Raw genomic sequence first — 13,332 nt, 5'->3', positions numbered from 1 at the left:
ATTTAGCGAAACGTCGCACCGCCCCGCTGGGCTGCGAAGCAGCCCCAAAACAGCCAACTCAATCTATCAGGCACACCGAGATGTCAGGGTTTGGGACCGCTGCGCGCTCCAGCGGGGATAAATCCCCTCGCCACAGGTCCAGCGCTCGGCGAGACAGCATCCTTGCTCCGCGGATCCTGCGGCCCATACACCGCCGCAGGTTCCGGAAACAGCCCCAGCAACGCCAGGTACACCACCGACGCCAGCCCCAGGGTCACCGGCAGGCTGATGTCGATCCCACCGGCCAATTCCCCTAGCGGGCCGACGAATTGCCCAGGCAGGTTGACGAAGCACAGGCCGACCAATGCGCTGGGAATCCACGCTCCCAATCCGCGCCAGTTCCAGCCATGGCTGAACCAGTAGCGCCCGCCGGTTTCGCCGCGGGTGAACACCTGCAGGTCATCCGGGCAGTAGAAGCCACGGCGCACCAGCAGGCCGATGATCATGATCACCATCCACGGCGTGGTGCAGGTGATGATCAGCACGGCGAAGGTCGACACGCTTTGCACCAGGTTCGCCGCGAAGCGACCGATGAAGATGAAGGCGATCGACAGCACGCCTATCAGCAACGTCGCCTTGACCCGCGACAGCAGCCGAGGGAACACGCTGGACATGTCCAACCCGGTGCCGTACAGCGAGGTGGTGCCGGTGGACATGCCGCCGATCACCGCGATCAGGCACACCGGCAGGAAGAACCACCCCGGCGAAACCGCCAGCAGCCCGCCCACGTAGTTGTTGGCCGCGATGTAGTCCGGCGCCTTGATCGCCACGATGGTGGCAGTGGCGAGGCCGAACAGGAACGGGATCAACGTTGCCAGTTGCGCGGCGATCACCGCCAGCATGATCCGGGGCTTGGGCGTGTTGCGTGGGATGTAGCGCGACCAGTCACCGAGGAATGCGCCGAAAGAAATCGGGTTGCTCATTGCGACCAGCGCCGCGCCGATGAAGGCGGCGTAGAAGCCCGGCTGGCCGAGGGCGACCGTGCCGGCAAACTGGCTGTCGAAGCTTGGCGCGAAGGCGAAGATGCCCAGCAGGAACAACAGGCTGGCGGCCCACACGGCGATGCGATTGACCCACAGCATGAAGCGAAAGCCGTAGATGCACACCGTCAACACCAACAGGGCGAACAGACCGTAGGCCAGGCCCAGGCTCAGGTCGGTTTCCGGCACGCCGACCAGCCGCTTGGCGCCGCCGATCAGCGCATCGCCCGAGCTCCATACCGACAGCGAGAAGAACGCGATGGCGGTCAGCAGCGACAGGAATGAACCGACGATGCGCCCGTGCACACCGAAATGCGCACCGGAAGACACCGCGTTGTTGGTGCCGTTGAGCGGACCGAACAGGCCCATCGGCGCGAGGATGATCGAACCGACCAACACGCCCAGGACGATCGCCCAGACCCCGGCCTGGAAGGACAGGCCGAACAGCACCGGGAAACTGCCGAGCACGGCGGTGGCAAAGGTGTTGGCGCCGCCGAAGATCAGTCGAAACAGATCGCCCGGGCCGGCGGTTCGTTCATGGTCCGGGATCTGCTCGACCCCGTTGGTTTCAATCTGCGTAAGGCTTTTATCGTTATTGTTATGCATGATCTGCTCCGATCATCGAGGCGCGTTCATCGTGCGTGAACGTCGCCTGCTTGGCTAAGGGGGTGGCAGCCCTTCCGGCATTGCGGACAAATGTTCATGACAGGCCAGCCATAGGCCTTGTTGTTCTTGGCGAAACACAATGGTTTCGCGCTCCTGGCTAAAGTGAAGCTCCCCTTGCATGCGCAGCTCGGTGGCCACGTCATGGATGAAAATCGCCACGTCCCCTTGCAGGCTGACGAAGGCGTTACTCGATGTGCAGTTCAGCACCTCGAAGCCATCCTCGAACCGCCAGCGATCCCACAACGCCTGGTAGGCATCGCGCGACAGCAACGGCTGATCGAGGGTGTGGAACACGAAACTCGCATCGACCGTGAACGCACCGAAATAGGCGTCGCGGTCATTGCGGGCGAAGGCCGACACCAGTTTTGCGGCGGCCTCGAGTACCTGATCGTAATCGTTCATGGCCGCGCCTCAGCGATGAACCACGCCGGGCAGTACGCAGAGCATCTCGTACAGCAGGTTGGCGCCCAGCAGCGAGGTGTTGCCGGTGGTGTCGTAGGGCGGCGAGACTTCTACCAGATCGCAACCGACCAGGTCGAGGCCCTGGCAGCCACGCACGATTTCGATCGCCTGGATGGTGGTCAGGCCGCCTATTTCCGGGGTGCCGGTGCCTGGCGCCCAGGCCGGGTCGATGCCATCAATGTCGAAGCTCAGGTACACCGGGCCGCCGCCGACTTTTTCACGCACTTCAGCCATCAGTGGGGCCAGGGATTTGTGCCAGCACTCTTCAGCCTGGACCACGCGGAAGCCCTGGTTGCGGCTCCAATTGAAATCCTCGGCGGTGTAGCCCTGGGCGCGCAGGCCGATCTGCACCACGCGGTCGCAATCGAGCAGGCCTTCCTCCACGGCGCGGCGGAAGGTGGTGCCGTGGGCGATTTTCTCGCCGAACATGTGGTCGTTGACATCGGCATGGGCGTCGATGTGCACGAGGCCGACTTTGCCGTGTTTCTTGTGGATCGCCCGCAGGATCGGCAGGGTGATGGTGTGGTCACCGCCGAGGGTCAGCGGGATGACATTGTGTTCGAGGATCTTGTGATACGACTCTTCGATGATCCGTACCGCGTCCAGCAGGTTGAAGGTGTTGATCGCCACGTCACCGATGTCCGCCACCGACAGGGAGTCGAACGGCGCGGCACCGGTGGCCATGTTGTAGGGGCGGATCATCACGGATTCGGCGCGGATCTCGCGGGGGCCGAAACGGGTGCCGGCGCGCAGGGAGGTGCCGATGTCCAGCGGCACGCCGACGAACGCCGCGTCGAGGCCGGCGGCGGTTTGCAAATGGGGGAGTCGCATCATGGTGGCGATGCCGCCGAAGCGCGGCATTTCGTTGCCGCCCAGTGGTTGGTGAAGAATCTTGTCCACGGGTAGGGCCTCATCGTTTGTTTTATTTATCAGGGGCCGATTCTGCGAAAAGCCGTTGCCGCGAAGAATCGCTGGCGGCAAATACTTAGTTCAGATTTTTCTAAACTAATGGCGGGCGGGGCGATAGACTCCGCGTCTGTGCAGTCCTGGGGCAAAAAGCCCCCTGTGGCGAGGGGATTTATCCCCGCTGGGGCGCGAAGCGGCCCTAAACCCTGATATCCCGGTGTATCAGGCAGATTGAGTTGACTTTCTTGGGGCTGCTTCGCAGCCCAGCGGGGATAAATCCCCTCGCCACAAGAGCGCTACCAAGCCCTGAGTAATTCGGAGACCCCAATGGCCAACGCTCTACCCGACCTGAAACTGCTGCGCATTTTCGTCAGCGTGGTCCGGCACCAGGGCTTCGCCAACGCCCAGCACGAACTCAACCTTTCCACGTCGGCCATCAGCACCTACATGAGCCAGCTCGAATCGGCCCTGGGCCTGGTGCTCTGTCATCGCGGCCGGGGCGGGTTCAGCCTGACCAGCAAGGGTGAACTGTTCCATCAGGAAACCTTGCGCCTGCTCGGCGAGCTCGAAGGCTTCGAGCAATATGCCGCCGCGCTCAAGGGGGAACTGCGCGGCACGTTGAACCTGGGGGTGATCGACTCCACTGTCAGCGACAAGGCCTTGCCGTTCGCCGAAGCCATCGGTGCCTACAGCCAGGAACATCCGGCGGTGCATCTACACCTGTCGGTCCTGAGCCCCTATGAACTGCAACTCGGCGTCCAGGACAACCGCCTGGACCTGGCCATCGGCGCGTTTTCCACGCGCATGAGCGGGCTGGTCTACATGCCGCTGTATCGCGAGCAGCACTGGTTGTATTGCAGCAACCGTCATCCGCTGTTCACTGAACGGCGCATTCCCGAACAAGTCATCACCCAGCAGCGCATGGTCGGGCGCGGTTACTGGAGCCAGGCCGAATTGGCCCGTCATGGCTTCAAGCACAGCGCGGCGACGGTGGAGAGCATGGAGGCGCAGTTGATCCTGGTACTGTCGGGCGCCTACATCGGTTACCTGCCCGAGCATTACGCCCAGGCCTGGGTCGACAAGGGCGACTTGCGGGTGCTGTTGCCGGCGACGTTTGGTTATCAGGCGCCGTTCTCGATGATCGTGCGCCGTGGCCGCAGCCGCGAGCCGCTGATCCAGACCTTCCGTGATCTGCTCAAAGCTCAACTGAACCAGGCGTGACCATGTCCAGAATCCAATGCCCGCGCTGCCAACGACCGCAAAGCCATTGCCTGTGCCCGTTGATCCCCTGCCTCGACAGTCGTACTCGCGTTCTGCTGTTGCAGCATCCCAGCGAAGTGAACCATGCCTTGAATACTGCCCGACTGGCGGCGTTGGGGCTCAACAATGCCGAGTTGATCGTGGGTGAAGTGTTCGAGGACTTGCCCCGGCTGCTCAACCAACCGGGTTACCGGGCGCGGTTGTTGTTTCCCGCTGACGATGCACAGCCAATCCAGACCTATGGCGCGTCCGATGAGCCGCTGCTGTTGGTCGTGCCCGATGGCACCTGGCGCAAGGCGCGCAAGATCCTGCACCTCAATCCGCTGCTGGCGGCACTGCCGAGGGTAACGTTGGCCGACGGTGGCGTGTCCCGCTACCGCTTGCGCAAGGCGCCAGGGCCGGGGGCGCTGTCGACGGTGGAGGCGATTGTCCAGGCGTTGCAGGTCCTGGAGGCGCCGGTGAGCTTCGAGCCGTTGCTGAGGCCGTTCGAGGCGTTGATCGAGGGGCAGATTGCGGCGATGGGGGAGGAGACGTTCCGGCGTAATCATGCTGGAGAATAGGTGGTGTGGTTGCCGGCCTCATCGCGAGCAAGCTCGCTCCCACAGTTGATCTCCAGTGCACTCAAGGTTAGTGGTCACCACAAATCCAATGTGGGAGCGAGCTTGCTCGCGATGGCGACAGCCCAGACACCGAAGATCCCAGCCAAAGCCTACCGCTCGCGCATCGCCTCGGTCCGTGCTTTCAACACGGGCTTGAGCAGGTAATCCAAGACACTTTTCTCCCCGGTGATGATATCCACCGTCGCCACCATGCCCGGGATGATCAGCAACGGTTTCGCATCCCCACCCAAATGGTTCCTGTCGGTGCGCACCTGGATCAGATAGAAACTGTTGCCCTTGTCATCGGTGATGGTGTCGGCGCCGATCAGTTCGAGCTTGGCGCTGAGTCCGCCATAGATCGTGTAGTCGTAGGCACTGAACTTGACCATGGCTTTCTGGCCTGGATGCAGGAACGCCACGTCTTGCGGTCTGACCTTGGCTTCGATCAGCAGGTTGTCCTCCAGGGGCACGATCTCGATCATGTCGCTGCCGGGCTGGACCACGCCGCCAATGGTGTTGACCTTCAATTGCTTGATCACCCCGTGCACCGGCGAGACCACGGTGGTGCGGGTCACGCGGTCGTCGATGGCGATGCTCGTGGCGGTGATTTTTGACAGCTCGGTGCGTTTCTCGTTGAGGTCTTTCGCGGCATCTGAGCGGAAGGTCTGTTCCGATTCGTCGATCTTGCTCTTGATCTCGTTGATCGCAGATTCGGCCCGAGGGATCGCCAGTGTGGTGGCGTTGAGCGAGCCGCGGATTTCCACCGCGCTGCGCTTGAGCCGCAGGATTTCGACGGGTGAAACCGCCCCGGTGCGCACCAGCGGCGCCGACATGTTCATTTCTTCTTGCAGCAAGGCCAGCGCCGAGCTGAACTGGCCTTGCTTGGAGCGAAACTCTGCGAGTTCCTGGGTTTTCTGCCGCAGCTGTTCGGTCAGCGTCCGCTGCTCGCTGGCCAGGCGTCGCTGGCGTTGTTCATAGAGGGCGCGCTCGTCCTCGGCCACCTGCGGCGCCTTGCCGGTCACTTCGCTGGACAACTGCAAGGGCCGTCCTTCGGCCTCTGCCGACAAGCGTTCGACCTGGGCCATCAACGCATAACGATCCGCCTCGCTCTCGCCTTTGTTCGACAGGAACCGCGTATCGTCCAGGCGCAGCAGGGTGTCGCCCTTGTTTACCATCTGGCCTTCGCGCACGAAAATCTCGGTGACGATGCCGCCCTCCAAGTTCTGGATCACCTGGATCTTGCTCGACGGAATCGCCTTGCCTTCGCCGGTGGTGACTTCCTGCAACACCGCCAGTTTGGCCCAGACCAGCCCGCTGATAATCAGCCCTGCGGCCAGCCACACGGTGACGCGCGACCGGCGCGGCGAGTCCTGCAGCGTCGCGCCGGCGGTTTCCGGCATGAACTCGCTTTCGGCGCTTTTGCTGAAACTGCCGAAGTAGCTTCGAGCGGCTGAATCGGGTGTTTGAGCAGACATGGGGCGGTACCCGTTGGTTAATTGTTATAGATCCGGTGCGAGCTTTTGTGGCGAGGGGATTTATCCCCGCTGGGCTGCGAAGCGGCCCCAAGACAGTTGCCTCAGTCTGTCTGGCACACCGAGGCACATGGTTTTAGGACTGCTGCGCAGCCCAGCGGGGATAAATCCCCTCGCCACAAGGGATATGTGTTGGTATTTAAACCGCCGCTGAGCCCACCCGTCCCTTGCGCAATGCCTCGATCACCGCATCCTTCGGCCCGTCCGCCACGATCCGGCCGTTATCCAGCACCACCAGCCGATCCACCAGGCTGAGCATCGAGGTGCGGTGGGTGACCAGCAGCACGGTCTTGCCCTGTACGTGGGTATGAAGTTTCTGCCGCAGGACGTCTTCGCTGCTGTTGTCCATGGCGCTGGTGGGTTCGTCCAGCAGCAGGATCGGCGGGTCGAGCAACAAGGCCCGGGCCAGCAACACGGCCTGGCGCTGGCCGCCGGACAGCAACTGCCCGCGCTCGCCCACCGGACGATCAAAGCCCTGCGGATGTTGGCGCGCCAGTTCGGTGACACCGGTCAGTTCCGCCACTTCCAGCATGCGTGCGTCGCTGATGTAGCGGGCACCGAGGGTGAGGTTGTCGCGTAGGCTGCCGGCGAGCAGCGGCAGGTCATGGGCGACGTAGCCGATCTGTTGGCGCAAGTCGGCGACGTCCAGTTGCCGCAGGTCCAGGCCGTCCAGCAGTAGCTGGCCTTCCTCCGGCGCATAGAACCCCATCACCAGCCGCGCCAGGGTACTTTTGCCCGAGCCGCTGCGGCCGATGATCCCGACCCGTTCACCCGGCTTGAGGCTGAAACTGACGTTCGCCAGCGCCGGGGTGTTCTGGCCGTTGTAGTGGAAGGTCACGCCGCTCACGTCCAGCGCGCCTTGCAATTGCGTGCGATCAAGGGGCCGCTGCTTGGCATCGCGCTCCTGGGGCAAAGCCATCAGGGCATCGGTGCTGCGCATGGTGAGCTGGGCCTGCTGGTAGCGGGTGATCAGCCCGGCGATCTGGCCCAGCGGCGCGAGGACCCGGCTGCCGAGCATGTAGGTCGCCACCAGCGCACCGACGCTGAGGTTGCCAGCGATGATGCTGTAGACCCCGGCGACAATGGTCGTCATGCCGGCCAGTTGTTGGAGGAACAGCGTGCCGTTGGTCGCCAGCGCCGAAAGGTTGCGCGCGTGGCTGTCGAGGCGGGTGAGGGCGCCGTGGGTGCTTTCCCACTGATGCTGGCGCTCGCTTTCGGCGCTGCAGGCCTTGAGGGTTTCCAGGCCGCCGAGGGTTTCGATCAGCAGGGCCTGGCGTTGGGCGCCCAGGGCCAGGCTTTTCTGCACGGTGTCGCGCAGCCGCGCCTGGATGATCATGGCGAAGACAATGGTGATTGGAAACGCCACTACGGGAATCACCACCAGCCATCCACCCAACAGGCCGATCACCACCAGCATCAGCAGGGCGAAGGGCAGGTCGATCAGACTGGTGAGTGTCACCGCCGTGAGAAATTCTCGCAGACCCTGGAAGTCATGGATGCTCTGGGCAAAGCCGCCGATGGTCACGGGCTTGGCTTTCATCGCCATGCCGGTGATGCGTTCGAACAGGGTCGCCGAGAGAATCACGTCGGTCTTCTTGCCGGCGGTGTCCAGCAGATGGGCCCGCACCACTCGTAGCACCAGTTCGAAACCGGTGCCGATCAGCAGCCCCACGGCCAGCACCCACAGCGTTGATGTGGCCTGGTTTGGCACAACGCGGTCGTAGGTCTGCATGACGAACAGCGGCACCATCAAGCCCAGCAGGTTGATCAGGAAACTCGCCAGGATCGCGTCGCTGTACAACCAGCGCGACAATTTCAAGGTGTCGCGAAACCACGCTTCGACCCGCGGCACCAAGGGCGCGCGCAGGTCTTCGAGTTCGTGACGCGGCCGGGCGAACAAGGCCTGGCCGCTGTAGTCGATGGTCAGCTCTTCACGGCTGACCCATTGTTCGCCGCCATCGGCCTCGCTGGGCAGGATCAGCGCGCGACCGTCCTCGCCCCAGCGCCGCAATATTGCGCAGCGGCCCCCGGCGAGGATCAGCATCACCGGCAGATTCAGCGCCGAGATGTCCGCCAGGTCGCGACGCAACAGCCGCGCCTGCAAACTGGCCCGGGCCGCTGCACGCGGCAGCAGTTCCAGGCTCAAGCGTTGGTGCGCCATAGGAAGCCCGGCGCTGAGGCTGGCGCGACTGACGGTCGCGCCATGGAGTTTGCAGAGGATCAACAAGCCGTCCAGCAAGGGATCATCGAAGTTCGAGCGCGGGTCGGCGCTCGGGGTGGTGGGTTCCATGCTGGTCAAGTCGGTCGCTCCCACGGGATTACTTCAGTTCCGGCAGCCGTGCCTGGTTCTTGACTTCGGTCTGCGCGACCGCATCGGCCGGCAGCACGATCCGTTGCTTGTGCAGCAGCAGGCCCATGTTCGCCAGCACCCGGTACATCGAAAACTCCTCGGTGTAGCGCACCTCGGTGTAGCGACGGTTGGCGTTGTACAGCTCGTTTTCGCTGTCGAGCAGGTCGAGCAGGGTCCGTTGGCCGAGGCCGAATTGATCCTGGTAGGCGGAGCGCACGCGGGCGGTGGTGTCGGCGTATTCACGGGCCGTCGGGGTCTGTTTGCGCGCATTGAGCATGGCGTTCCAGGCCAGGCGCGTGTCTTCGTTGAGCTGGCGCAGGGCGTTGTTGCGGATGTCCATGGCCTGGTTGATCTGGTGCGCGTTGGACGCCAGCCGCGCCTTGTCGCTGCCGCCGCGGAACAGGTTGTAGTTCATTACTACGCCCAGCCGCCAATTGTTGTCGTGACCTTCTTCACCGCCGATGTTGTTGTTGGCGCCCACTGCCGCCTCGGCGTCGAAGCGCGGGTAGAACGGCGATTTCGCCACTTCATATTGGCTTTCGGCGGACTGGATGTCGGCCTGGGCCGATTTCAGGTAAGGGTTGTTATCCACCATGCTTTGCTGGGCTTCGCGCAGTTCGGCAGGGATCTCGCCTTTGGTGGACGGCGGGGTCTCCAACTCATCGGGCATGCGCCCGACCACGCTATAGAAGTTCGCCTCGGCGTCGGCCAGGTCGACCTGGGCGGTGTCGTAGTTGTTTTCCGCCAGGGCCCGACGGGCATTGGACTGATCGGAGTCGGCGGTGCTACCCACCCCGCGCTCGGTGCGCAGGCCGATCTGGTCGTTGACCCGCAGGTGCGCCTGCAAGTTGTTCTTGGCCAGGGTCAGCAGCTCGCGGCGCTTGAGGACTTCCAGGTAGACCTCGATGGTGCGCAGGGCCAGGTCTTGCGCGGTGCCCTGGGCGTAATAGGCCCGGGAATTGACCACGCCCTGGGTGCGTTCGACTTCATTGGCGGTGTTGAATCCGTCGAAGATCATCTGCCGCAGGCGCAGCTCCGACTGGGTGTAGGTCAGGATGTTCGTGTGATGGTTGCCCAGCGCCCGGGTATTGGTGTTGTCGCTGTAGCCGCGACCATATCCGGCGTTCAGATCCACTGACGGATAAAAGCCCCCTCTTGCCACTTTGACGTCTTCATTGGCCGACAGGCGGCTGTCCACCCGTTGCGCCAATTCGGGGTGCGTCGCGATGGTGCTCTGGATGGCTTCGGTCAACGACATCGCCTGCGCCTGAGAAGAACAGGCCATGGCCAGCAAAACCGCGCTGCAGAGGGGTGTAAGAACGCGCATGGGGTGTATCTCCTGAGGTCTGTTGTGCTTCGTTGTCGCCAGAAAATTGACGTTTAAAAGATCAAAACCGTTTCAACCTTGTAACAACACAGCTAAGAACATCCTGTGGAAAACCTAAGAAGAATTTCTCATAACGCTTATTTCGAAAAAAACTTATGTCGTTAAAAAAAACCGGCACATTGTTCAGAGCAAGAGCCTTTGTATATACGGGTTCTGACGGTTTTAAGACGTCAATAAAAAGTTCCATTCAAATTTTGAAACGACGTGAAGAACAGCAAAAAAGTTGAAAAACGGGGCGGTTCAGGGTGACGGTTTTTTGTCGTTATGGCGAAGCGCTAGCGTCGCCAGGCCCCGTGAAAGCTGGCAGATTTTCCAGATTCTGACGGTCGACTTGAGCGTGACTTCTTCACCCAGACAGATGCCGACCACGGGTTGGCAACGGAGGGAATGCACATGGCAGCGCTCATCGGTACCGTCAGCAAGGTGGTAGGGCAGGTTTTCGCGGAGGCCGCCGGTGGGGTGCGACGCCCATTGGTCGAAGGTGATCGTTTGTATGCCGGCGAACACTTGGTCACCGGGGCCGAAGGCGCAGTGGCCGTGCATTTACAGAACGGCCACGAATTGACGTTGGGGCGCGGCAGCGACCTGACCCTGACCCCGCAATTGCTGGCTAACCAGGCGCCGCATGTCGACACGCCTGAAACCGCAGCGCCGAGCGACGCGCAACTGACCGATGTGCAAAAGCTGCAGCAAGCCATCGCCGCCGGCGCCGACCCGACCCAGGCGGGCGAAGCCACCGCGGCGGGGCCCGGCAACGCAAGCGCGGCGGGAGCCTTGGGTGGCGGTCACAGCTTTGTGTTGCTGGAGGAAGTCGGTGGACAAGTCGACCCGCAGATCGGCTTTCCCACGGCGGGGTTCAATGGGATTCCGGAGTTTCCCCAGCTGGAATTGGCGGCCGATCCGGATAGTAATAACGACGGCATCGTCCCCCCCGTAACGCCCGAGACCCCGGACAACCCTGTCACCCTGGATGGCCTGACCGTGGACGGCGGCGAACTGACCGCCAACGAAGCCAACCTCGCCGACGGTACCGCCAGCAATCCAGGCGCGCTGGTGCAAAGCGGTACGTTCACGGTTTCTGCGCCCGACGGGCTGAGCAGCCTGAGCATCGGTGGTGTCAATGTGATTACCGGCGGCGTGCCCGCAGGTTTCCCACAATCCGTCACCTCGCCCTTGGGCAATACCCTGACCGTCACAGGCTATGACCCGGCCACTGGCGTCGTCAGCTACAGCTACACCTTGAACGACAACGAAACCCATCCGGCGGGTGGCGGTGCCAACAGCATCAGCGAGCAATTCCCTGTGGTGGCCGTCGACACCGATGGCGACACCGCCAACGGAACCTTGGACGTCAACATTACCGACGACGTGCCCCAGGCGATCGACGACAGCCACGCCAGCACCGCATCGGAAACCCTTGTCACGCTCACGGGCAATGTCTTGCCCAACGACCACCAGGGCGCTGACCGAATTCCCACCGGCCCCGACAGCGGGCCGATCATTGGCGGCACCTTCACCGGCACTTACGGGACCCTGGTCCTCAATCCCAACGGCACCTACACCTACACGCTGAACACCAGCGATCCGCAATTCGTCGCGTTGCACGGCGGCGGCAACGGCACCGAAACCTTCACCTACACCCTGACCGACGCCGACGGCGACACCAGCACCGCCAGCCTGGTGCTGCAAGTCCACAACAACGACGATCCAGTGATCATCAGCGGCCTCGACACCGAAGGCGGTGAGCTGACGCTGCAGGAGAAAAACCTCAGCGACGGCAGCAGCCCGGACGCTCCGTCACTGACCCAAAGCGGCACCTTCACCGTGACCGCGCTGGACGGTGTGCAGACCCTCAGCGTCGGCGGCATCACCGTGGTCAGCGGTGGCGTGGCCGCCGGCTTCCCGCAATCGATCACCACCGCGCTGGGCAACACTTTGACCGTGACCGGCTTCAACGCCGCGACGGGCGTGGTCAGCTACAGCTACACCTTGCTGGACAACGAAGCCCATCCGAATGCGAACGGCGCGAATAGCCTGGGCGAGCAATTCTCCGTGGTCGTCACGGACGATAACGGCACCACCGCCACGGGCAATCTGGACGTGAACATCGTCGATGACCTGCCCAAGGCCGTGGACGACAGCAACGCCAGCACCGCCTCGGAAAGCAACCTGACCCTGACCGGCAGCGTGCTGACCAACGACACCCAAGGCGCCGATCACTTGGCGTCCGGCCCGATTACCCCCGGCACCTTCACCGGTACCTACGGCACGCTGGTGCTCAACGCCGACGGTTCCTACACCTACACGCTCAATACCTCCGACGCCGATTTCAAAGGCCTGCACGGCGGCGGCAATGGCACCGAAACCTTCGCCTACACCCTGACCGACGCCGACGGCGACACCAGCACCGCCAGCCTGGTGCTGCAAGTCCACAACAACGACGATCCAGTGATCATCAGCGGCCTCGACACCGAAGGCGGTGAGCTGACGCTGCAGGAGAAAAACCTCAGCGACGGCAGCAGCCCGGACGCTCCGTCACTGACCCAAAGCGGCACCTTCACCGTGACCGCGCTGGACGGTGTGCAGACCCTCAGCGTCGGCGGCATCACCGTGGTCAGCGGTGGCGTGGCCGCCGGCTTCCCGCAATCGATCACCACCGCGCTGGGCAACACTTTGACCGTGACCGGCTTCAACGCCGCGACGGGCGTGGTCAGCTACAGCTACACCTTGCTGGACAACGAAGCCCATCCGAATGCGAACGGCGCGAATAGCCTGGGCGAGCAATTCTCCGTGGTCGTCACGGACGATAACGGCACCACCGCCACGGGCAATCTGGACGTGAACATCGTCGATGACCTGCCCAAGGCCGTGGACGACAGCAACGCCAGCACCGCCTCGGAAAGCAACCTGACCCTGACCGGCAGCGTGCTGACCAACGACACCCAAGGCGCCGATCACTTGGCGTCCGGCCCGATTACCCCCGGCACCTTCACCGGTACCTACGGCACGCTGGTGCTCAACGCCGACGGTTCCTACACCTACACGCTCAATACCTCCGACGCCGATTTCAAAGGCCTGCACGGCGGCGGCAATGGCACCGAAACCTTCGCCTACACCCTGACCGACGCCGACGGCGACACCAGCACCGCCA

General features: G+C 62.8%; 9 protein-coding genes. 3 read left to right on the top strand and 6 right to left on the bottom strand.

The window, feature by feature from the left end:
- Positions 1-83: 83 nt before the first annotated feature.
- Genes JMN22_RS15775 through speB form a run of 3 tightly spaced genes read right to left on the bottom strand, consistent with a single transcriptional unit; the run spans position 84 to position 3,047 of the window.
- Positions 84-1,628 (bottom strand): purine-cytosine permease family protein, encoded by a 1,545-nt coding sequence (locus JMN22_RS15775; RefSeq protein ID WP_334598811.1) that lies wholly within the window; start codon positions 1,626-1,628, stop codon positions 84-86.
- Between the two features lie 51 nt (positions 1,629-1,679).
- A complete protein-coding gene (locus JMN22_RS15770; RefSeq protein ID WP_198797186.1) occupies positions 1,680-2,087 on the bottom strand; it encodes a YybH family protein in 408 nt (135 codons plus the stop codon).
- A 9-nt stretch (positions 2,088-2,096) separates the two neighbouring features.
- On the bottom strand, positions 2,097-3,047 hold the full coding sequence (gene speB, locus JMN22_RS15765) for an agmatinase (protein WP_072341466.1): 951 nt from the start codon (positions 3,045-3,047) through the stop codon (positions 2,097-2,099).
- 333 nt (positions 3,048-3,380) lie between these two features.
- On the opposite strand from speB, the gene JMN22_RS15760 reads away from it, so the two are divergent.
- Both JMN22_RS15760 and JMN22_RS15755 read left to right on the top strand, forming a co-directional pair.
- Positions 3,381-4,274 carry a LysR family transcriptional regulator gene (locus JMN22_RS15760; protein ID WP_030141140.1) on the top strand — a complete coding sequence of 298 codons (894 nt, stop codon included), beginning with the start codon at positions 3,381-3,383 and terminating at the stop codon, positions 4,272-4,274.
- Positions 4,275-4,276: 2 nt separating this feature from the next.
- Positions 4,277-4,873 (top strand): tRNA-uridine aminocarboxypropyltransferase, encoded by a 597-nt coding sequence (locus JMN22_RS15755; protein ID WP_030141139.1) that lies wholly within the window; start codon positions 4,277-4,279, stop codon positions 4,871-4,873.
- A gap of 149 nt (positions 4,874-5,022) precedes the next feature.
- Here JMN22_RS15755 and JMN22_RS15750 read toward each other — a convergent pair whose 3' ends face one another.
- From JMN22_RS15750 to JMN22_RS15740, 3 genes are all read right to left on the bottom strand, one after another.
- Positions 5,023-6,387, bottom strand: a complete 1,365-nt coding sequence (locus JMN22_RS15750) for an HlyD family type I secretion periplasmic adaptor subunit (RefSeq protein WP_198797187.1) — start codon at positions 6,385-6,387, stop codon at positions 5,023-5,025.
- Between the two features lie 196 nt (positions 6,388-6,583).
- Complete coding sequence (locus JMN22_RS15745; protein ID WP_198797188.1) at positions 6,584-8,743, bottom strand: type I secretion system permease/ATPase; 2,160 nt, start codon at positions 8,741-8,743, stop codon at positions 6,584-6,586.
- A 19-nt stretch (positions 8,744-8,762) separates the two neighbouring features.
- On the bottom strand, positions 8,763-10,121 hold the full coding sequence (locus JMN22_RS15740) for a TolC family outer membrane protein (RefSeq protein ID WP_198797189.1): 1,359 nt from the start codon (positions 10,119-10,121) through the stop codon (positions 8,763-8,765).
- A 453-nt stretch (positions 10,122-10,574) separates the two neighbouring features.
- Between JMN22_RS15740 and JMN22_RS15735 the strand changes: the two genes are divergently transcribed.
- On the top strand, positions 10,575-13,332 hold a 2,758-nt coding region (locus JMN22_RS15735; protein ID WP_202334973.1), incomplete at its 3' end, for a retention module-containing protein.

Source organism: Pseudomonas sp. HB05 (assembly GCF_016756915.1).
Taxonomy (GTDB): domain Bacteria; phylum Pseudomonadota; class Gammaproteobacteria; order Pseudomonadales; family Pseudomonadaceae; genus Aquipseudomonas; species Aquipseudomonas alvandae.
The sequence above is the reverse complement of the archived record's forward strand: the minus strand, read 5'-3'. Positions and strand labels throughout refer to the sequence as shown.

What these genes read in the sequence shown, in the direction of transcription:
- JMN22_RS15740 (WP_198797189.1), bottom strand. Translation starts at nt 10,121, where the DNA reads ATGCGCGTTCTTACACCCCTCTGCAGCGCGGTTTTGCTGGCCATGGCC.
- JMN22_RS15770 (WP_198797186.1), bottom strand. Translation starts at nt 2,087, where the DNA reads ATGAACGATTACGATCAGGTACTCGAGGCCGCCGCAAAACTGGTGTCG.
- JMN22_RS15750 (WP_198797187.1), bottom strand. Translation starts at nt 6,387, where the DNA reads ATGTCTGCTCAAACACCCGATTCAGCCGCTCGAAGCTACTTCGGCAGT.
- JMN22_RS15755 (WP_030141139.1), top strand. Translation starts at nt 4,277, where the DNA reads ATGTCCAGAATCCAATGCCCGCGCTGCCAACGACCGCAAAGCCATTGC.
- JMN22_RS15760 (WP_030141140.1), top strand. Translation starts at nt 3,381, where the DNA reads ATGGCCAACGCTCTACCCGACCTGAAACTGCTGCGCATTTTCGTCAGC.